Consider the following 20827-nt stretch of genomic DNA (forward strand, 5'->3'; position numbering starts at 1 on the left):
ATTCTATTTGGTACTCATGGTCGCCAATGAGCAACTGCGAGATTCACCAAATGTGGAGGAGTAATGATAATGAAAAAGCGTCTGTGGATCGCCGGTATACTATTGGTGATCATAAGTGTGGCAATCACGTCAGTGACTCTGTTAGGTGATAGCGAAACAGATAAGGACGAAACTGCCACTTTGAGCATAAGCCCACAGTCATCAAACAAAGCGGTCGTGGTGGATTGGTGTGCAGAACATTCTGTGCCAGAATCAGAGTGTACCCAATGCGACCCTTCACTGATTGATAAATATAAAGCAGCTAATGACTGGTGTGCCGGGCACGCTCTCCCAGAATCTCATTGTAGACTCTGTAATCCGGAAATCACGTTTCCCCAGGAAGAGTTGCTAGCTAGTGCCAATGCGGGTCACAATGGAATAGCCTCACCTGAGAAGGCACAGAATAATGTTGATCTTGACTGGTGTGCTGAACATTCGGTACCCGAGTCACAGTGTACCCAATGCAATTCTTCGTTAATAGAGCAATACAAAATAGCTCACGACTGGTGTGCCCCGCACGCTCTCCCAGAATCTCATTGTAGACTCTGTAACCCTGAGATCGCGTTCCCTCAAGAAGAGACTATAAGACTACGTCTGGCGGAATCACCTGAAAACGAGATTAAGGTCACGCTCTTCTTCCGCCCAAATGCAGATGTGTGCGCTACAAATGGCGCCCTCATCCAATTTGTATCGTCAAGAACTGCCGAGAGGTCGGGCATCGCCGTTCGCCGGGCGTTAGCCGCCCCTTACGAATCTTCAATCGATGCTCCCGCAGAGATTATGTTCGACGAGAACAGCACCTCGGTTATTGCTTCGGCTGTGAAGGTGCTTGTATCGCGATGGTTAATCTCACCCGGCGATATCGTCGCAAAGGGTGATCCAATAGCGATGTTACAATCGTCGGAAATGGCAGAATTACAGGCAAGGTTGATTTCAACACATGCTGAATTCATGGTTCAGCAGAAGGAACTAGAAAGAGATGAGGCTCTGGTATCCAAGAAACTCGTCTCGGAGAGTGAATATGAGCGTCGGGTAGCTCTCCATAAGAAGGCCCAAGCAGAGTTGACAAGTGTGCGTGGTTTGTTGCTGTCAAGTGGCATCAGTGATGCTGACATCGATGACCTGCTCGATAAGGGTACGGTTACAAATGAGTTTGTCTTTAGAGCACCTAACTCAGGCTTGATTGCTAAACGACTTGCGCAAGTTGGAGAGTTGCTTGAAGACGGTCAAGCGTTAGCAATACAAACAGACCCGGCCTCGTTGTGGATAGAAGCACATTTGACAGAAGATCAAATGAAGCATGTTTTCCTTGGCCAGGACTTACTCTTCGCATCTGACGACCGCGCACTAAATCGAGTAGGAGCCAAAGTCATATGGGTGTCTCCTTATCTTGACTCTCATACTCGAACCGGAGTGGTCCGAGCTCAAGTTGTTGAAAACGGACATTATCTCCGGGCAGGCGAGTTTGGCCGGGTCACTATCTCGGAAGCTCTTGACATTGAATCCGTCTTGGTGCCCAAAGATGCAGTTCAATGGGAAGGCTGCTGTAATGTGGTGTTCGTCAGAGAAGCGATCGATCGTTTCCGTCCCCGCAAAGTACAGATTGCCGACGGCCCCGGATCATATTACCAGATAACTGAAGGGCTTTTACCAGGGGAAGAGGTTGTCGTTGAAGGTTCATTCCTTTTGAAGACTGAATTGAAAAAGACTAGTATCGGCGCCGGTTGTTGTGGTATCGAACCTGTAGGATAAAGGTGTGACACATGTTACGAAAACTGGTTGAATCAGTACTAAAGTACCGGTTTGTTGTCCTCGCATTAGGTGGCATCTTTTGTCTGTTTGGTTTGGTTGCACTTTGGGACTTACCTTTTGATGCATTTCCTGATACTACACCAATTCTTGTGCAGGTTAATGTCTCCGCTTCCGGTTGGGCACCCGAGGATCTTGAGAGGTTAGTTACCTTTCCCATCGAACAGGCACTAACAGGTCTAACCGGGCTTGATGAAGTACGATCCATGACAAAATACGGGCTTTGTCAGGTAACAACTATATTCGAAGACGGCACAGATTTGTATCTGGCACGCCAACAGGTGAGTGAACGACTGTTGACAGCAGAGCTGCCTGATGGTGTCGGCGTACCTCAACTCGGACCGGTATCAACAGGTCTTGGTGAGGTATTTCACTATATTGTGATAGGTTCGTCAGGCGATCCGTCGGAGCCACGCACGGCTCAGGATTGGCTCATCAAACCGCAACTTCAAGCTGTTCCTGGCGTGGCGGAAGTCAACAGTTGGGGGGGATTCACAAAACAATATCTGATTCTCTTCGATCCTGCCAAGCTCGCGCAATATAGTCTCGCTGTGAATGACGTAGTGTCGTCGATTAATGATGATTTGGGGAACGTTCCGGGTGGCCAGATTATTCGCGGCGGAGAAATGACCCTGGTTCGTGGGATTGGTGTTGTTGAATCCATGGAAGAAATCGAGAACATTGTCGTGGACAGCCGCGAGGGGGTACCTATCCTCGTTGCTGACATTGCCGATGTCGTTATCGGTCATGAACTGCGACGGGGTGCTACTACTTACAACGGCCAGGGCGAGGTTGTCCTGGGTTTGGGCTTTATGATCACCGGAGAGAATCCGCCTGCGGTGACTGAGCAGCTGGCAAAACGGCTTGCCGAAGCTACCGCTGCATTGCCTGACGGCATAGAAGCAACCACAGTGTACGAGCGCACGGATCTGGTCAACGATGTCTTGTCTACTGTCGAACACAACCTCTTCTATGGGGCTCTGCTGGTTGTGGCGGTCCTATTTATATTTCTGGGCAGTCTCCGCGCCGGATTGATTGTCGCCTCAGCTATCCCGCTTTCAATGCTCTTTGCTTTCGACATGATGTCCAGGGTGGGAATCACTGGAAGTCTTATGAGTCTTGGGGCTATAGACTTTGGATTGGCGGTGGACAACGCGGTGATTCAGGTCGAAAACTCGGTGCGAAGACTGGCTCAGGCGGGAGAGTCTGTCAGTCGTCTACAGGTTATTCGTGACGCAATCCTTGAAGTAAGAAAACCGACACTATTCGGTGAGTTGATTCTCATAATAGTCTATCTGCCAATTCTTACCCTGGAAGGAGTGGAAGGCAAACTCTTCCAACCAATGGCTCTGACGGTCGTGTTTGTCCTGACAGGTTCGCTGCTTCTGTCGTTCACTGTGATCCCGGCCTTGATTGGTACTTTTCTGACCAAGACCGTTCGCGATCGCGAACCTCTGTTCGTCATTTGGTTACGTCATCTCTATGAACCAGTTTTAGACTGGGCCTTACGTTTTCGCCGGACTGTTCTGGTAGCAGCCCTGGTGCTAATCGCGGGCGGCACGTTTCTGTTCAGCCAACTTGGATCTGAGTTTGTACCACGGTTGAGTGAGGGAACTATAGTCATCAATTTTGTCCGCTTGGCAGGTATTTCCCTGGATCAATCGGTCAAATACAATACTCAAATCGAACAGAATCTGCTTGAGGCCTTTCCGGACGAAATCAAACACATATGGACACGGACCGGCACCGCTGAGTTGTCGACAGATCCGATGGGTCTAGAATTGTCAGATATGTTCATCTCCTTGACACCAAGAGATCAATGGACCAAAGTGAGCAGCCAGCAGGATTTGGTAGCTGCTATGGATCTGGAACTAAGTGATCTTCCGGGACAGAATCGAATATTCACTCAGCCAATCGAAATGCGCGTAAACGAAATGATCGCCGGTATTCGATCAGATATAGGGATAAAATTATTCGGAGATGATTTGTTGGTCCTGGTAGATAAAGGAGAAGAGATTGCATCCGTAGTCAAGCAAATACCAGGTGCTGCAGATGTATCTGTCGAGCAGATGACGGGGCAGCCGCAACTTCGCCTGGCAATAGATCGGCAAAGATTAGCTCGCTTCGGGTTATCGGCGCGCGAAGTTCTCGCTTCCATTGAAAGCATTGGGGGACTGACGGTAGGAGATGTCTTTGAAGGACAACGCCGATTCGAGTTGGTTTTGCGAGTGGATACAACGCGGATTAAGGGTCCGGAGGACATCAATCAAGTGTTGCTTGCCTCGAGCACCGGTAGTTTAATAGGTCTTGATCAAGTGACAATCGCCACGCTTGATGAGGGACCAGCCACTATTACCAGGGAATGGAGTAAACGTCGAGTTGTAGTACAGTGTAACGTTCGTGATCGCGATATGGGATCGTTTGTGAGTGAATTGCGGGATCGCCTTGATTCTGACATATCCCTCCCGACCGGTTATTTCATCAGGCTCGGAGGACAGTTTGAGAACCTCGAACGGGCTCGCACCAGGCTGGCGATTGTAGTGCCCATAGCCCTGTTTCTGATTTTTGGATTGCTCTATTGGACATATAAGTCAGCAAGAGATGCTATACTAATCTTCTCGGGAGTGCCACTTGCGGCGCTAGGAGGTGTAGTATCACTCGCACTTCGCGGCATGCCTTTTTCCATATCTGCAGGTGTTGGCTTTATAGCTCTCTCTGGTATTGCCGTGCTCAATGGTCTTGTACTTGTGTCGTCGATCAAACATCTTCGCTCTGAAGGTAAGGACATCTTAGGTGCAGTTAAGCGAAGCGCATTAACACGACTCCGCCCGGTCTTTATGACTGCCTTAGTCGCTGCGTTTGGTTTCATACCAATGGCCATCTCTACGAGTATCGGGGCTGAGGTTCAACGTCCGCTGGCAACCGTCGTGGTCGGTGGCATTCTGACTTCAACGGTGCTTACCCTGATCGTATTGCCTGTGCTTTACATAACCTTCGGAAGAAGAACGGAATCCGAGTCGTAGAATATTGTGATCCGGAGTATGATAACTCCGGATTCTATCACATTGATGGTTTTTACAGAAGCACATCGTCTTAGTTCTTTGACTTCAGCAGCCGCATCTGCGGAAGCGATCGCGAGCAATAGCGGTGTTGGTGTAGGACTTGCGGGTGGCGAGCGAATTTTGGTTCCCGTACCTGGGATGTATATCATTCACTCTCTGAAGAGAGTGATGCAGTTGGTCAGTTCGCTATGATCTCATGTGATGGATGTGTCACTCGCGGCTGACATACACCTCTTTCTAACACTTTTCTAACAAAACGAGCAAGAACAACAGACAATAAGAAGAAACACCAGACACTGTGTTTCCCGTAAGTAATTGCTATTACTACAGGATAGTGTCTGGTGCTTTCTGTTGTTCGGACTATCGAACAGGCTCATAACCCGAAGGTCGAGGGTTCAAATCCCTCCCCCGCCACCAAAATTTGTTGTCACTCATCCACTTACGAAACATCATAGATTAAATCCTGTTATGGGTCACCAGCCCGAAGGTCAACATTGTTTTATCTAATATTATCTATTGTTGTTTCTTATTAGGGATTTTTCTGCTTTGTGACCTTCGGGTAATTTGTTGAAAATCTGAAATAAACTATGTAAAATATCGGTTATTATTATCCGTTTCTTAATGACATTTACGCTTTACACTTCTCCAGTTCAATCTCTCCTCCGGTAAAGTACTTCTTCCGGAAGTACAGGGCGACATTGACCAATCCGATTAGTACCGGGACCTCTACTAAGGGGCCAATTACAGCCGCAAAGGCCACACCTGAGTTGATTCCGAATACAGCCACGGCCACGGCGATGGCTAATTCAAAGTTGTTTGATGCAGCTGTGAAGCTGAGAGTTGTTGCCTTTCCATAGTCAGCCTTAGCCTTTTTGCTCATGTAGAAACTAACTAAGAACATCACCACAAAGTAAATCAATAACGGGACGGCAATACGAACCACGTCCATCGGAATCTTTACAATCAGTTCGCCCTTGAGGGAGAACATCACGAATATAGTGAAGAGCAACGCAACCAATGTGATCGGGCTTATGCGTGGTATGAATTCACGATGATACCATTCTTTCCCCTTAGCCTTGACTAGGATCAATCTAGTCAACATGCCTGCCAAGAACGGAATCCCAAGATAAATGAAGACACTCTCGGCAATTTGGCCAATCGTTACGTCTACAGCTACTCCTTCAAGTCCGAAAAGAGGAGGTAACTTAGTTACGAAGATCCAGGCGAATACTGAGTAGAACAGTACTTGAAAGACTGAATTGAAGGCTACTAGCCCAGCGGCATACTCAGGGTCTCCATCTGCTAGGTCGTTCCAAACAATGACCATCGCAATACATCGGGCTAGCCCGATCATTATGAGACCGACCATGTACTCGGGATATCCCGAGAGAAATGCTATCGCCAGAACAAACATTAGAATTGGGCCAATAACCCAATTCTGGATCAGGCTCAAGAAAAGGATCTTGTAATTGCGAAATACACGCCCCATCTCCTCATAGCGCACCTTAGCCAGGGGCGGGTACATCATGAGAATTAGACCGATTGCGATCGGGATGTTGGTCGTCCCGACTGAGAAAGTATCCCAGAATCCGGCAATGCCGGGGGAAAAGTGACCAATTGCGACACCAATTCCCATAGCCGCAAATATCCAAACTGTAAGATAGCGGTCCAGAAAGCCAAGTCTTTTGACAATCGAACCTTCAGTCGTCACGATAGCAACTCCTTCTGATCACGCTGATATATTCGCTCAATCGGTGTTCATGATGGTTGTTATAGTATCCTCAAACTGTTTCCCCCTCACCTTCGAAAATCTTATTGTTCTGGTACTTAGTTACAATCAGCACCAGCTTGCATCCCTCAGGACACAAGCATACCTTCTCTTAGATTCAGCACGGCCCCCGCTCTTGCAGCTGCCTGAGGGCTGTGGGTTACCATTATCACTGTCTTTCCATGAGTTCTATTTAAGTCCCCTAAAATATCAAGAATCTCCTCAGAAAGAGCGGGATCGAGGTTACCGGTCGGCTCATCGGCCAGAATCACGTCTGGCTCATTCGCAAGGGCTCGGGCAATTGCTACTCTTTGCTGCTGACCAACCGAAAGTTCTCTGGGATGGAAATCCTTGCGATTCGCTAATCCCAATATATCCAATAGCTCTATTGCGCGCTGTGTTGGGTTCGTTCCATTTCTGCCCTGCGGCAGCATAGGTAACAACACGTTTTCAACGGCCGTCAGATACGGCACCAAATTAAATGTCTGAAGCACAAATCCAATCGTCTGATTACGGAATGCTGCTATCCTTGAGGAGGAGAGAGTGTATAAGTCCTTATCGCCATACTGCACTTTACCCGCACTGGGTTGAATGAGCCCTCCCAGAGACAACAGAAGAGTGGTCTTCCCCGATCCGGAGGGACCTGTCACAGCTACAAAACTACCAGCATCTATAGACAGTGAGACATCTTTTAAGGCATGTACTTGGTGCCTGGAACGAGTATATGTTTTTGTGAGACTTTGAATGACAAACACGCTCAGACCTCCTGCATAATGACAGCTGGGTCGATCCGAGCCGCCCGATAAGTGGGATACCAACTGCCTGCCAGAGCGATTACAACCGAAACCAAGACCGACCACCACAAGTAACTCATCACAGGGCCTATCTCCAAACCGGCCAGATAAGGTCCGAGAATGACCGCAGACACCGTTCCGACCGCATATCCAAGAACACCGCCAAACAGACCCAGAATGATGGCCTTGGAAAGGAAGAGCCAATAGATGTGTCGTCTTGCCCATCCGATCGTAATGAGAGTTCCTATTTCCTTGCGGCGTTCTTCAACATTAGCCCACATGTAGTTGCCAATTGAAAAGGACCCTACGACGATAATGATCACAAGTAGGACCAGGGCAACCTTGGCCATCAGTGTGTTGGTTTCAATCTGAGTATTAACGATATGCCCGATGGTAGTTATGCGCGTATCCGGAAGAATATTACGCAGCTTTCCAAGCAAACCGTCTGATATTTCGCTGCAACACCCCATGATCTCAATGTTACTCACCTGACCTTCGATACCTAGAAGACGCTGGGCTGTGTGAAGGTGAGCGAAAACCCTGTTGTCGTCGATTGTTCCCGTTTCCGACAGCACGTGCGTTACCTGAAGGTTCTCGCCTTCGATCGGTATAGCGGAACCTTTTTCGATTTTGAAACGCTCGGCAATCAGACTGCCAATCCACACTTCATTGCTGCCCAGAGAATCAACGGTCTTGCGTTGAGCCTTAAGATCTGTATCGGTGAGTGATGACTCTTTGTCTTTTGAGGGAGCACAGGCCAGTTCCAACTCAGCTCCCATGAGGCCGGAGGCCTGCCAGATCGGCTTTGAGGCTAACTCATTTGCCGGGAGGATCCCGGTTAGAATGATCGATGAGCCGTCAATGTCAATTCGGCGACTCAGCTTGGGCGACATGTTATCGACCCCGGGAATCATCGATGTTGCAATTCGCTCAACGTACTCCTCCGGGAAGGTAGGGGCGTCGACATCAGCGGTATAATAGTCATCTACAGTGGCACCTTGCGGAAGCACCATAATATTAGCGCCAAGCAGATCCAACTTCTTGGCCACCATTTGGCGTGAAACAGAAGTCACAGACTGGATTGCAACTATCACCGCAATGCCTAAGGTAATGGCCAATAGGCCTGAAACCAGGCGACCCTTACGCTGAGATATTTCTTTGAGTACGACGGTTCTGAAGTTGAATGGCATTGGCTACTTCCCGCCCTCTTTCTTTGCGGGGGTTGGAGCGCACGTCTTCCCACTGTTGGGAGGGCAGCAACCACTGCTGACTTTCTTGGTCGCAGCCTGAACCAGATTTGTTACGTCTACTGGTCCGTTGAAAGTACCGGTCAATTGTCCCTGTGCATTGAGCACGACGGTGACAGGCTCAGTCGCCTGCAAATTCACTTTGAGTTGCTTGAGAAAATCCGATTCAGCTGGATCATCCATTGCAACATCTATTGAAGCGCATTTCCCCTGCATTTGTGTGCAAGCGGCAGCGCATCCTTTGGCAACATCGGACGTGGTAGCCATTCCGGAGCGTGACGCTGTCAAATAAACGGCTTGCCCGGATTGAAGAGCCTTCAGAACTTCTGCTTTCTTGGGGCTGGGTACCATGGCTACCAACTGCTGTGTTGTCAGCTTGGAAGCAATATTGCCACCTGCCATGATTCCGTTGGATGCAAAGACAAGGACCAAAGGAACCGGCGCAGCGGCCAGCTTATACTTCTTGATGAAATCCGAGTTGGCCGCATCATCCCTGTTCGACTCGATCATCACGGCCCCGGGGACTTGAGCCATAGCTGCCTGAATCATTTGTTTTGCCTGATCGATTCCAATTGCACCTGGTTCGGTGACGAGAACGAAGGCAACATGGCCATCTGAGGTTGCCGTCTGAAGCTGATCGCTTGTGGAAGCGAAAGCGACAAGAGGCAGACATGTCACGAAGGCTAAGACCGCAATCTTCTTGAAGTTGATCATCATTACTCCTAACTATGCATTACCTAATTTCGTTACTATTATCATAATTCAACGCCGACCAAGCCGGCTTCCTTCATCTTACTATGACCGCTGCATTGTGTACCACTAAAGCTGGTAAGACCTATGAGCATACAGAAGCGGTCGGTCGCATCTGTTCAGCCCACCGATGCTATCACTGCCCCTTTAGCTGTCCGTGCCGTCCTGGTCGCCTTCTGCTTCCTGCAGACTTCGACAGGATGCTGCTTGATAATCGCCTTTAGGCTCTTGGCATCTCTCTTGACGGTCGCCTCAGCCACAAGATGTTTTTTCGCCCACTCAATAGCCTCCAGAGCGGCCTTTGGTGCGCTGCAAGCTAGTCGATAGTAAACCCATTTACCGCTCTTCTCACCCTCCACTAGTCGCGCCTGCTTGAGGATGGACATGTGTTTGGACACGGTTGACGGGGCCAGATTGAGCAGCTCAATGATCTGGCAAACACACAATTCTCCGGTGCCAAGCGCCATTAGGACGCGGACCCGGTTTTCATCGCTGAGGGCTTTGGTAATGGAAAGAAAGTCTTGCACAACATCTCCTACAATTCGCCAATCATCGAATTATTATACAGCAATATCGGCAAAAGTTTCCATTTGTCAATGGGATTTTTTTCTCAAGGAGCCGGGCAACTACATGTACAAACTCGTCCTAATAACGTTAGCTACTTGTATTCATGCGCATTATGCGCCAGTGGCAGCTAATACTTGCAGTTCTATAGTTTTGCCATACAGCACTTTCTAACATTTTTCTAACATAATTAGCCAAAGCTACAGAAAATTAGGGATAACACCAGACACTGTGGTCCCCGTAAGTAATTGCTATTACTACAGGATTGTGTCTGGTGCTTTATGGTGTTCGGACAACTGAGCAAGCTCATAACCCGAAGGTCAATAGATCCAATTTGGACCCACCACACAGTCCCGTCGTTTTCTAAGATGCAAAACAGGATTTGTTCGCGGAAATAGTGGAGTTGGTCACTTCCTTTCACGTTCGTACTTCAACTGCCACATTCTCGGTCTTGATCGCAGACTCTCATCAACCGTCAAGTGACTTATTTCAAGCCGATTAGCTGCTTCCTCATCCTACGCCGCACCCCTCAAAAAAGTTCTAAAATCTTCAATGAAGGCCCGCTTTATTATTTTCTAACCTATATTTCCCTTTTATAGCATGTTTTCCGTATATTACCAAAAGCCCATGTTCACATAAGATAGATACCACTGGCGATGAGATGTTCTGTGAAATTGGATAAAAAACAGCCACTCCTCGTGATGAGGAGTGGCTGTTCCAATCTACTCTATATCTATCTGTTCACAGCTCCTAAGGACACGCAACCGGTGCAGGACCACCAGTGAACAAGTACGAAACCAGATAGGTCAGGTCGGCAATATTGATCTCGACATTGCCATCAATGTCACTTTCTTCCATACATGGTGGCTCCGATCCTCCGGTATACAAATAAGACACAAGGTAGGTCAGATCGGCAATGTTGACTTCGCCGATATCATCAACATTTCCACGTAACCCATCCCCGTTGCAGCAACAAACGTCGCCGATTCCATTCCCATCAGTATCGAGTTGGTCTGGATTGTGGACATCGGGACAGTTGTCACACAGGTTGCCTGCCCCATCAAGGTCTGAATCCAGTTGACTCAGATTTGCGGTTTGGGGGCAATTGTCGCAATCGTCCTCGATTCCATCGCTGTCGCTATCAGTCGAATCGTGGCAACGCCGACCGGTCAGCAGCGAAACCATTACGCCAAACCATGAAAATCGTAGTAATGATGTCCAGTCATCGATTGCCTAATACCGTCTACTTTTGTGACAGTAAGATAACCCCGGATGTCAAACTGTCCAAACCGAAAAGCACTTATCCCGACCAGTATTTTCTTGACCGGACACAAAATGAACACCGACGAACTCAATGAAAGTAAAAAAAACAGGGCACGAGCTGGCTCAAAGATGAAGCTAACAGCGACACTTGGCCTCGGGATCACCACTTAGTGGGCTGCATCCGAACGACCAATAAACTTGTTGATCCGAGCCGAATGCGAACTATTTTGACATGGTGTTCTGATACCCAACCGGGAAGGATATCGACATGGATTCACAGATTGTTCTGACAATATCATTTATTGTCTACACCTCCGCCATTATAGGTGTGGGACTCTATTCGTCGCGAATGCGCAAGCGAACCGAAGATGACTTCACCCTGGCCAATCGTGAACTAGGACCCTGGGTATCGGCGCTTTCAGCGTCGGCCAGTGCGGAATCAGGTTGGGTGATGCTGGGTTTGGTAGGTGAGGCTTACCTGTTTGGCATGTCGGCTTTCTGGATTGTTCCCGGCATTGCCGCCGGATATCTATTCAACTGGTTCGTTATTGCTGAACGCTTGCGTCGGGAATCGCTCCGTATGGGGACGTCAACTTTGCCGCAATACCTTGATGCCCGTTTCGGAGGCGGTTCAGTGGCTCTGAAATCAATAGCCATCGTTATCATTACGGCCGCCATGCTGGGCTATGTGGCTGCTCAGATGAACGCTGCCGGCAAAGCGTTCGATGCTGTGTTTCATCTTCCATATTGGTTGGGAGTGTTGATCGGAGCGGTGGTAATTTTGGTCTATACAATTACCGGTGGCTTTCGCGCCATTTGCTGGACTGATGTCATCCAATCGAGTTTCATGTTTGTTGCTATGGTTGGGATGCCAATTATCCTGCTCGCTCGAATCGGTGGTTGGGATATGTTCATGCAGGGCTTGCAGTCGATTGATACTCACGCCGGTAGTTCCGAAGCGATCATGCTTTCGATAGCGGGTGGGAAAACTGGAATGACCGCCTTCGGGTTTGTCATTGGATTGCTTGGCATTGGTCTTGGTTATCCTGGCCAACCGCACATTCTCGCCCGGTTCATGGCGGTTCGCGATGAGGAGTCGGTAAAGCGCGGAGGTGCCATAGCCATTTCTTGGATGGTCATAGTTTATCTTGGGGCGGTGTTGTTCGGACTGATGGCCAAGGTGTATTTTGGCATAATGGATGACCCCGAACAAGCGTTGCCGAGGGCAGTCAGTGAGTTTCTGCCCCCTGTAATTGGCGGGTTCGTAATAGCGGCCATTGTATCGGCTATCTGTTCCACCGCTGATTCTCAGCTCATTGTCGTCTCCACAGCCATCTCCAGAGATGTTCCCGCTATGCTGGGAAAGATGGGACGGTCGTTCAAACAAATTCAATTCACCGACAGGGTAGTATTGGTCGTTTTGGCCCTTATATCCGTTTTCTTCGCTTTGACCGAGAATCGTGTTATTTTCTCCTTTGTGCTCTATGCCTGGTCAGCGTTGGGGGCGTCGTTTGGTCCGCTTGTGATTTTGAGCCTGCTCTGGAAGGGAACAACCCGCGCCGGGGCTATTGCTGGTATGCTTACTGGAATCATCGTTACGATAGTATGGAGAAATGTGCCATCGCTCAAGGCTGTAGTCTATGAACTGGTGCCAGCCTTTGTTCTGGCTTTCCTTGCAGTGTGGTTGGTGAGCCTGATGACTTCTTCGGGCAAAGTCGCAGAGCGACAGGAATAGCAGTCAATGTCTATGAATCACAAGCTCGTCCGTCTGATCAAGAGTATTGGCGTTGCACTGGCAATCCTTGTCGGAGGGATTATCATCGCTGCCTATCTGACGCTGAGATCAACCCTTCCGCCGACCAGTGGCGAAATCTCCCTGGTGAATATTCGGAAATCCGTCGAAATCACTTTTGACAGTATGGGTATCGCCCAGATTTGGGCTGAGACCGAGCACGATGGTTTCTTCGCTATGGGTTGGCAACATGCTGCAGATCGTCTTTTTCAAATGGACCTCACACGCCGCGTATCGCAGGGAAGGTTGTCGGAGATGTTGGGGGAGATGACGCTCGATTTCGATATCCAGCAGCGTCGTATCGGGCACCATCGGATTGCTCGGCAGGCTTTGCAGAACCTGTCCGAACCCGATCTGGCTCGTTTGCAAGCCTATGCCGACGGCGTGAACGCCTACGTTCTGGAATGCGACGCTTTTCCGTTTGAGTTCTATTTGCTGCCGGTAGCTTTTGAGGAATGGACAGTCTACGACTGCCTGACTATTCTCAGTTTCAAAACCTGGTATTCGGACGCCTTGCAGAACCGTGATGATTTCTTTGTCGAGCTTTCGCGCAAACTTCCTTCTGATATTGCGTCCGATTTTCTGCCTGAGTACCCGTCGTGGGCACCTGTAACGGCTGATGATAAAAACGTAGCAGAGCAGCCACGAAGGTTGCTTCCCGATGGATTGGAAAAATGGCGATTGCCAAGCGCTACGGCTGTCTCCAATGCCTGGATCATTGGACCGGACAGAAGCCATAGCGGCAAGGCGATGTTGGCCTCTGATCCCCATCTTGAGATCACACGGCTGCCGCAGTTCTGGTACGCAATCGGCTTGCACATTGAAGAGACAAATCTCAATGCGTTTGGCATTGGTATGGCCGGTGTGCCGTTAATCGTTATGGGTCACAACGGTCAGGCTGGTTGGACTTTCACAGCTGGCGGGGTCGACATCACCGACTATTATCAGGAGATTGTCAATCCGGACGATTCGACGCTGTATCTCGTAAGTGCCGATGCGGACAATCCCGAGAACAATGTTTGGGATCAATTTGTGGTCTACGAAGACACGCTCCGCGTGTCCGGGCAGGATTCAACCATCATCTCGCAAACCCGCTGGACACGACATGGTCCGATCATACCCGAACTTGCTGACAATACGCATCTGTTGTCATGGCGCTGGGCGGGTTATGACTGTCGGTTGGAGAAGGTGGTTGCGGCCGGATTCGAGTTAATGCGAGTGCGTGATTTTGAGATCTTTCGCTCTGTGGTGACCAATATGGGGGCACTTGATGCCAACTGGCTCTATGCCGACAGCAGTGGTATGATCGGGTACCAACTCGGCACTCCGGTTCCGAAGCGACCGAACGATGTAACAAGTTATCCGCTTCCAGGCTGGACGGACCAATGGGAATGGGATGGTTTCTTGCCTTTGGACGAAACCCCACATGCTCAAAATCCCCCTTGCGGGTGGCTAGCCAGTTGTAACAATAACCCCGGTGGGTCGGTAGAAATCCAAGGCAGTTACGCTGCTGACCGGATACTCCGTGCTACCGAGCTTCTAGCCATAGCGAGGGATCTTACTATTGAGGATATGCACTCTTTCCAGATAGACATTCATGATGAATATCTGTTGCGATGGAAAAATGAAGTTGCTTCTCTCCTTAATGATATCGGTGACACTCTTGAGGCCGAAGCGATGCGATCCTGGGATGGCAGCACTGATCTGCAATCGCGACAGACAGCGTTACTGGTGGAGTTTCTCAATGCTCTTCGAGATGAAATCTTCGCCGATGATCTGGATGATCTCGCCGGTCGTGTGTCCCGGTTTACCGTTGATCGTATCTACCATGATACCGCCGCAATGTGGATTGATGATCAACGAACGAAAAACACGATCGAGTCTCGTGAGGATATTGGTGCCAGAGCAATGCGACGAGCGCTTGAGACCACCAGTGGCCGTAGTTGGGGACAAATGCATTCGCTGACTATGCGGCACCCGATGGGAGCTGTGCCCGTGTTGGGCAGTATGTTGAAACTGGCTCGTGGACCATGGCCGTGGGCTGGTACCTCCGGTACGCTCAATTCTTCTTTTACCCGACGTACAAGTGATGGTAACTACCGTTCGGTCGTGGCACCGAGTTGGCGCATGGTGATTGATTTCGCAAACACGGATTCCGTGACAATCGTTCTGCCGGCGGGGAATTCAGGTAATCCGGTCAGCTCCCATTTCTTCGACTTCAATGAGCTATGGCAGCGAGGCGATTACTGGGTGGTCCCGTTTAGCCGGGCGCAGGTTCAAGCGCAGGCGGCCAGTGTTATGGTTCTGCGGCCGCCTTCATCGGAATAGCCAAGTAGCGACTATCTTCAGTTTCGACAGGCATCTGTTTAGAACCTACCACCCATTCCTCGCTAATTGTTGTTGAACAACAGCCCAACACACCCTATTATTTGTACCTATGGTTGATGAACGGATAGGTAACTACAAGGTCCTTGAGCAGAAGGGTGCCGGAGGTATGGCTAAGGTTTACCTGGCCGTGCACAAGGATGTCCCCAATCTCAAGGTTATACTCAAGGTTCTCAGTGATCCGAATCTGGTGGAGCGGTTTCGTGGGGAAGCGGGGAATCTGGCTCTGCTTGACGGTCATCCCAATATCTGTCGCATCAAGGATTTTTTCACGCACGGTGAAGATACCATTATCGCGATGGAATACATCGAAGGGGCGGCACTGGATGAAATTCACCTGGCCGGTTCTCAGATGCGGGTGGCGGAAGCAATCCGGATAACAATCGAAGTGTTGGATATCCTTGGTTTTGCCCATCAAAAAGGTGTCTACCACCGCGACATCAAGCCCGGCAACATCATGCTGGAGAAATCGGGCCAGCCCAAAATTATCGACTTTGGCATTGCTAAGGGCGAGACCGACCCCAATCTCACTGCGGCTGGTACTGCCTGTGGTACGCCGACTTACATGTCCCCTGAGCAGTTCACGCCAACCGAGAATACTAACTATGCGCTGGTCGATATCTACGCCGTCGGTACGACTCTTTTCTGGTTGCTAACTGGGGATGTTCCGTTCAAAGGGGACAATGAGTTTGTAATCCGTGATGCCAAGATGTTTAACGATCCTCCGTCCCCGAGATCATTGAACTCCGAGATACCCAAATCGCTGGAAAAGATCATTCTCAGAGCACTGGCCAAAGATCCCAAAAAACGCTACGGTTCTACTGAGGCGATGCGGGACGCTCTTATTAATTGCGATGATGGGGAGATCACAGAGAAATCGACCCGTGAAGATGCTACTATGGCGATGTCTACTGGACCATCGATCAGTCGTCACGAGCGGAATTGGAAGCTGATAACAGGGGCTGTAGCTGCTTGCGTGGTGGTTGTGATAGTCGCTGTCTGGTTGTTTTTTCCCACAACATCGGAGGAACAACCAGTAGGATGGGCCGAAATTGATATTTCTCCTTCAGCTGATTCGGTGTTGTTCGATGACAGTCTATTGGCACTAAAAGCACCTTCGGTCACAATCGAAGCTGTCCCCGGACAGTATTCACTTCGTCTGATTAGATCCGGTGCGACTAACTCTCCCATTGAAGAAATGATCACTCTCTCTGCCAACCAAGTCACAGAGCTTAACTACGAGTTTACGCTTGCTGAGACATCCGCCTTGGCAATAGGCACGGTGCGTATCGATGTCTCACCGGCCGCGGATTCAATCTTCTTAGATGATAATCTGATAGCTCGTGGAAAAACTACGGTGTCAGTGGAAGGAACGGCTGGAGAGCATCGTCTCCGTCTTGTTAAGGCTAAGGCGACCAACTCGCCAATTGTGAGGACCGTGATCATTGCAGCCGATCAGACAGAACGTATTCAGTATCGTTTCAATATGCCGGTTGTAAGAGACGTATCGCCCCCCCCATCTCCACCACCCTCTTCTATCCTGGGAACGGTTATTGTTGCTTCGCGTCCCCGCGGCGCGAGTATAACCCTTGACGGAGCCAAACAGAACAAGGAGACTCCGTTTACGTTCAACATGAAGGCCGGATTGCACATAATCAAATTGGAATATGGTTCGCAAGTACGGGTAGATACTGTTGATGTTGTGGTGGCTGACACTCATCGAGTCGTCGTAGATTTTGACAATTAGGGCTTTCGTCAGCCTGTCGGTCATGTTATGTTTTTATTGAGTAAACTCTAGGACAGATTTTGGCATAAGGAGAAATCATGAAACAGGAACGGTCTCTAACCACGTTTTTGTGTGTGACATGCCTGGTGGTCTCGCTGATTGGAGCAGCGGCACCATCGATCACAGCACAAGAGTCTGAGCCGATTGCTACCCAGTTGGCTAAAGCTATGGACATGTACACTGTCGGCGAGATCAACAAAGGTCTCAAAATTACGCAGGACCTGCTCAGCCAGGACAATCTTACTTCCGTAGATAGCATTGCAGTCTTTGAAGTTATGAGTCTGCTGACCTATTCCAAAGGTGTAGACTATATGAATCTCGCTGCGGACTATCTTAAGAAGATTTCTGCTATCGGTCCCTGTTTGATTCGTCTTCCACGGGAAATATGGCCCTCGGAATTGCGTGATGTTTGGAACTCCCTACAATATGGCAGCGCCAGTTTTGTCTGCGCTCAGGACGGCGGGAGCGATGTGAAATCGATTGCCTTCATGGAATTCGACAACAATTCGGTCGGCAAGTATCAGGAGAATCTCGGTCCTCTGGCCAAGGGTTTGGCCGAGCTGTTTGCGCATTACTTCCGCAACATCAGCTCCTTCACCGTGATCGAGCGAGACAAGATCAATTTTGTGCTCAAGGAACTTGAGCTCCAGAAATCAGGCGCGGTGGATCGCTCCACGGCGGTCAAGGTGGGTAAGATTATCGGCGCTCAATACATGGTGTTCGGTAGCATCATGCAACTCGACGACAAAAACTCTATTACACTGGTGCGAGTAGTCAATGTCGAGACATCAGAGATCATTGAAAGCCTCGACAGAGAAGGTAAGCCTCAATTCGTAAAGGCTGTCCGGGAGATGGTCGAGGAGTTGTCGAATAAGCTCGACGTCCAGCTGAGCGATGAGATTAAGCAGTTGATCCAGGAAGGTGGTACCGACTCTGACAACGCCGCTACCCTGTATTCCAAGGGGCTTGAGTACATGGATAAGTATGAATACGAAAGTGCCTACGAGTATTTCAAACAGGCGTATGAGATGGACAACGGCTTTGCCGAAGCCAAGAGGAAAATGGACCTGTATCGGCCATTGATCAAAGGTTGATCTGGTTAGGTTGAATTTCTTACGGTAGGGAGTTGTATTGATGTATATCAAAACGTTGATCCTGTTACTACTGGTTGTACTCGCTGTTGGGTGCTCGCAGAGTTTCTATTCTCAGGGGAGAAAACACCTGGATAGTAATAGATATAGTCAGGCGATAGACGCGTTCTACAGTGAAATCGGTAAGCACCCGTCAAGCATGTACGCCTGGCGGGAATTGGGCGTCGCATTTTACAAGAAGGGTGAGTACACTCAGGCGGAGGAAGCTCTCAAACAAGCCGCTGCTATCGAGCCGGATAGTCGGACTCACCTGTTCCTGGGGTTGGTTTATGAGGCTCAGGAGTTGTGGGATCATGCTCTCGACGCTTACGCCGCCTCGCTCAGCTTGAAGCCAGACGGGAAGACCGCCGTGATGACCCGCGCCCATATCGACCTTCTTATGAGCAAGAGGATAGCCAGGGAAGTGGCTGCGGCTATTGAGAACGAGGCTTCGATTGATGTGGAGGATATTCCTACACACACAATTGCGGTCTCTGATTTCGATGGTTCTCTTCTGCCCACCGAGACGATGCCACTGGCACGCGGTCTGGCCGAGTTTGTCTCTATTGATCTGGCCAAAGTGCGATCCCTGGCCGTAGTCGAGCGCCAGAAGATCAGTGCTATTATGGACGAGCTGAAACTGAGCACGACTGGTTATGTCGATTCTGCCACAGTACCGCGTGTAGGTAAATTACTGGGAGCCCATAAACTGGTCACAGGCTCTGTCCTGAATATTGGTGATGAGGGCTTACGCCTTGACGGAACAGTAGTGAAGACGGCGACCGGTTCACAGTTAGCTGGCGCGGCCACCGAAGGAGAACTGCAGAAGCTCTTCCAGATGGAGAAGGATTTCGTATTCTCAATTATTGCTCAGCTTGGTATCACTCTTAGTCGTGCAGAACGGGACGACATTGAGGAGGTCCCGACCGAATCGTATCTTGCGTTCCTGGCGTATAGCCGGGGGCTCGAATACCAGTCTATGGGTATGCATGACGCCGCGCGTCAGGAGTTTGATAATGCCCTTGAATACGATGCCGGATTTGAGGAGGCTGGTATCCAGTCTGAAAGTGAGGCCGCTGCCGCTGATGTCGGCTCGTTTGGTAATACCTATGACTGGCTGGCCGGTACTTCACCGGATGGTGATGACATGGGAACTACCGATAGCGGTATCGACGATTATCTCGCCAGTCAACCGGACATGATGGGTGCTACTGAAGGGTCGGCTTATGAAATTGTTGCGGAATCCGAGCCTCTACCAGGTGGTACCGGGACAGTCATTGTGGAGGGGAATCTTGATGCGCAATAAACTATTAATACTGACGGCAAGCCTGATGATCGTATTGGGCGGCTTGACATCGGCCTATGGTCAAATACGATACGGGCAACCCGCATCAGGGCGGGTCGGATTTGTTTATAGCAACTGGAAGGTCGAATCCAAGGTCGATTCCAATGGAACGGAAACGACCGTCAATCAATTGTCTTTCCCGGTTGTTGGTTTCCTTCCTCTGCAGGACAATCTCGAAATGCGTTTGTTTGTGGCCGGTGCCTCGAACAGTATCGATGGCGACTATGGTGACGTCTCCTTCTTCGGGCTGGGAGATATGCGACTCCAGATTAACAAATCACTGTCGGATGACCAGTGGTTGATATCAGCCGGAGTGAATCTACCCACCGGCAAGAAGAGTCTTGATTCTGATGGCCGCCAGATTCTGTCGATGCTATCGAAGAACTACCTCAGTTTTCCGGTTCGACGGATGGGGACGGGATTTGGGTTTAACCTCTTGCTGGCTACCGCGCGTGCTTCGGGTACTCTCAAGTACGGAGCCGGGATTATGTACCAGTTTAATGGCACCTATGAGCCTTACGAGGGAACAGACAATTATGATCCCGGCGATAAGGTTAGCATTAATGCCGGTGTTGATCTGGTCTCAGGACCGACTGTGTTTTCGGCTGATGTCATTTATGCGCTGTACACTGCGGACAAGTTTGACGGCAACAAGAACTTCCGTCAGAGCCCGGTGCTGGATTTGCGACTTGGTTTGAACCGTCAAGCCGGTAGCACGATTCTGAAGTTCCGAACTCGATACGCCAAACGCGGCAACAATGAGATCTATAGCGGCGACGGACAGGACGTAGCCCAGTCATTGCGGCTCTTCGGTAATGAAATACTCGTGGCCGGCAATGTGTCATTCCTGGTGGGGGAGGGGTTGCGACTTATCCCACTCGCCGAACTGCGGCTCATTTCCGAGAATGAGGACGACTTCGGCAATGCATCGATCATTGGTTTCGGGAGTAATTTTGAATACCAAATGGCTCAAGACACTAAGATGACGCTAGGTGGCAAGATGTACACTGGCAGTGCCGATGGTGGTGACCTGGATTTGTCAGGAATGCAACTGTCGATCGGCCTGGCAGCGTCATTTTAAGGGGATGCAGCT

General features: G+C 49.7%; 14 protein-coding genes. 8 read left to right on the forward strand and 6 right to left on the reverse strand.

Going from position 1 to position 20827, the window contains the following annotated elements:
- The first annotated feature begins 69 nt into the window (after positions 1–69).
- Positions 70–1791 (forward strand): efflux RND transporter periplasmic adaptor subunit, encoded by a 1722-nt coding sequence (locus KOO62_05475; GenBank protein ID MBU8933439.1) that lies wholly within the window; start codon positions 70–72, stop codon positions 1789–1791.
- An 11-nt stretch (positions 1792–1802) separates the two neighbouring features.
- Positions 1803–4871 carry a CusA/CzcA family heavy metal efflux RND transporter gene (locus tag KOO62_05480; GenBank protein MBU8933440.1) on the forward strand — a complete coding sequence of 1023 codons (3069 nt, stop codon included), beginning with the start codon at positions 1803–1805 and terminating at the stop codon, positions 4869–4871.
- A gap of 667 nt (positions 4872–5538) precedes the next feature.
- Here KOO62_05480 and arsB read toward each other — a convergent pair.
- The 6 genes from arsB to KOO62_05510 all read right to left on the reverse strand — a co-directional run bounded on the left by arsB (position 5539) and on the right by KOO62_05510 (position 11218).
- Positions 5539–6546 (reverse strand): ACR3 family arsenite efflux transporter, encoded by a 1008-nt coding sequence (arsB, locus tag KOO62_05485; GenBank protein ID MBU8933441.1) that lies wholly within the window; start codon positions 6544–6546, stop codon positions 5539–5541.
- A gap of 221 nt (positions 6547–6767) precedes the next feature.
- A complete protein-coding gene (locus KOO62_05490; GenBank protein ID MBU8933442.1) occupies positions 6768–7433 on the reverse strand; it encodes an ABC transporter ATP-binding protein in 666 nt (221 codons plus the stop codon).
- A gap of 2 nt (positions 7434–7435) precedes the next feature.
- Entirely contained in the window at positions 7436–8662 is a 1227-nt protein-coding gene (locus KOO62_05495) for an ABC transporter permease (protein MBU8933443.1), read from the reverse strand.
- Positions 8663–8665: 3 nt separating this feature from the next.
- Positions 8666–9436, reverse strand: coding sequence for a hypothetical protein (locus KOO62_05500; protein MBU8933444.1), 771 nt, complete (start codon positions 9434–9436; stop codon positions 8666–8668).
- Positions 9437–9588: 152 nt separating this feature from the next.
- Positions 9589–9996 carry a metalloregulator ArsR/SmtB family transcription factor gene (locus tag KOO62_05505; GenBank protein MBU8933445.1) on the reverse strand — a complete coding sequence of 136 codons (408 nt, stop codon included), beginning with the start codon at positions 9994–9996 and terminating at the stop codon, positions 9589–9591.
- 787 nt (positions 9997–10783) lie between these two features.
- Complete coding sequence (locus tag KOO62_05510; GenBank protein MBU8933446.1) at positions 10784–11218, reverse strand: thrombospondin type 3 repeat-containing protein; 435 nt, start codon at positions 11216–11218, stop codon at positions 10784–10786.
- Between the two features lie 346 nt (positions 11219–11564).
- On the opposite strand from KOO62_05510, the gene KOO62_05515 reads away from it, so the two are divergent.
- From KOO62_05515 to KOO62_05540, 6 genes are all read left to right on the forward strand, one after another.
- Positions 11565–13031: a sodium/proline symporter gene (locus KOO62_05515; protein ID MBU8933447.1), complete on the forward strand. Its 1467-nt coding sequence runs from the start codon at positions 11565–11567 to the stop codon at positions 13029–13031.
- Between the two features lie 12 nt (positions 13032–13043).
- Entirely contained in the window at positions 13044–15416 is a 2373-nt protein-coding gene (locus KOO62_05520) for a penicillin acylase family protein (protein ID MBU8933448.1), read from the forward strand.
- A gap of 109 nt (positions 15417–15525) precedes the next feature.
- A complete protein-coding gene (locus tag KOO62_05525; GenBank protein MBU8933449.1) occupies positions 15526–17220 on the forward strand; it encodes a protein kinase in 1695 nt (564 codons plus the stop codon).
- Positions 17221–17297: 77 nt separating this feature from the next.
- Positions 17298–18353: a hypothetical protein gene (locus KOO62_05530; GenBank protein ID MBU8933450.1), complete on the forward strand. Its 1056-nt coding sequence runs from the start codon at positions 17298–17300 to the stop codon at positions 18351–18353.
- A gap of 40 nt (positions 18354–18393) precedes the next feature.
- The gene (locus KOO62_05535; protein ID MBU8933451.1) at positions 18394–19695 is read left to right on the forward strand and encodes a tetratricopeptide repeat protein; all 1302 of its coding nucleotides are present in this window, start codon (positions 18394–18396) and stop codon (positions 19693–19695) included.
- Entirely contained in the window at positions 19685–20815 is a 1131-nt protein-coding gene (locus KOO62_05540; GenBank protein MBU8933452.1) for a hypothetical protein, read from the forward strand. Before KOO62_05535 ends, KOO62_05540 begins: the two co-directional genes overlap by 11 nt.
- The last annotated feature ends 12 nt before the right edge of the window (positions 20816–20827 follow it).

Source organism: Candidatus Zixiibacteriota bacterium (assembly GCA_019038695.1).
In the GTDB taxonomy this organism is placed as follows: domain Bacteria; phylum Zixibacteria; class MSB-5A5; order GN15; family FEB-12; genus B120-G9.

Bases quoted from the DNA above. Each gene is read 5' to 3' on its own strand.
- KOO62_05475 (MBU8933439.1), top strand. From the start codon at position 70: ATGAAAAAGCGTCTGTGGATCGCCGGTATACTATTGGTGATCATAAGT.
- KOO62_05480 (MBU8933440.1), top strand. From the start codon at position 1,803: ATGTTACGAAAACTGGTTGAATCAGTACTAAAGTACCGGTTTGTTGTC.
- arsB (MBU8933441.1), bottom strand. From the start codon at position 6,546: ATGGGAATTGGTGTCGCAATTGGTCACTTTTCCCCCGGCATTGCCGGA.
- KOO62_05495 (MBU8933443.1), bottom strand. From the start codon at position 8,662: ATGCCATTCAACTTCAGAACCGTCGTACTCAAAGAAATATCTCAGCGT.
- KOO62_05500 (MBU8933444.1), bottom strand. From the start codon at position 9,436: ATGATGATCAACTTCAAGAAGATTGCGGTCTTAGCCTTCGTGACATGT.
- KOO62_05510 (MBU8933446.1), bottom strand. From the start codon at position 11,218: ATGGTTTCGCTGCTGACCGGTCGGCGTTGCCACGATTCGACTGATAGC.
- KOO62_05515 (MBU8933447.1), top strand. From the start codon at position 11,565: ATGGATTCACAGATTGTTCTGACAATATCATTTATTGTCTACACCTCC.
- KOO62_05520 (MBU8933448.1), top strand. From the start codon at position 13,044: ATGAATCACAAGCTCGTCCGTCTGATCAAGAGTATTGGCGTTGCACTG.
- KOO62_05525 (MBU8933449.1), top strand. From the start codon at position 15,526: ATGGTTGATGAACGGATAGGTAACTACAAGGTCCTTGAGCAGAAGGGT.
- KOO62_05530 (MBU8933450.1), top strand. From the start codon at position 17,298: ATGAAACAGGAACGGTCTCTAACCACGTTTTTGTGTGTGACATGCCTG.
- KOO62_05535 (MBU8933451.1), top strand. From the start codon at position 18,394: ATGTATATCAAAACGTTGATCCTGTTACTACTGGTTGTACTCGCTGTT.
- KOO62_05540 (MBU8933452.1), top strand. From the start codon at position 19,685: ATGCGCAATAAACTATTAATACTGACGGCAAGCCTGATGATCGTATTG.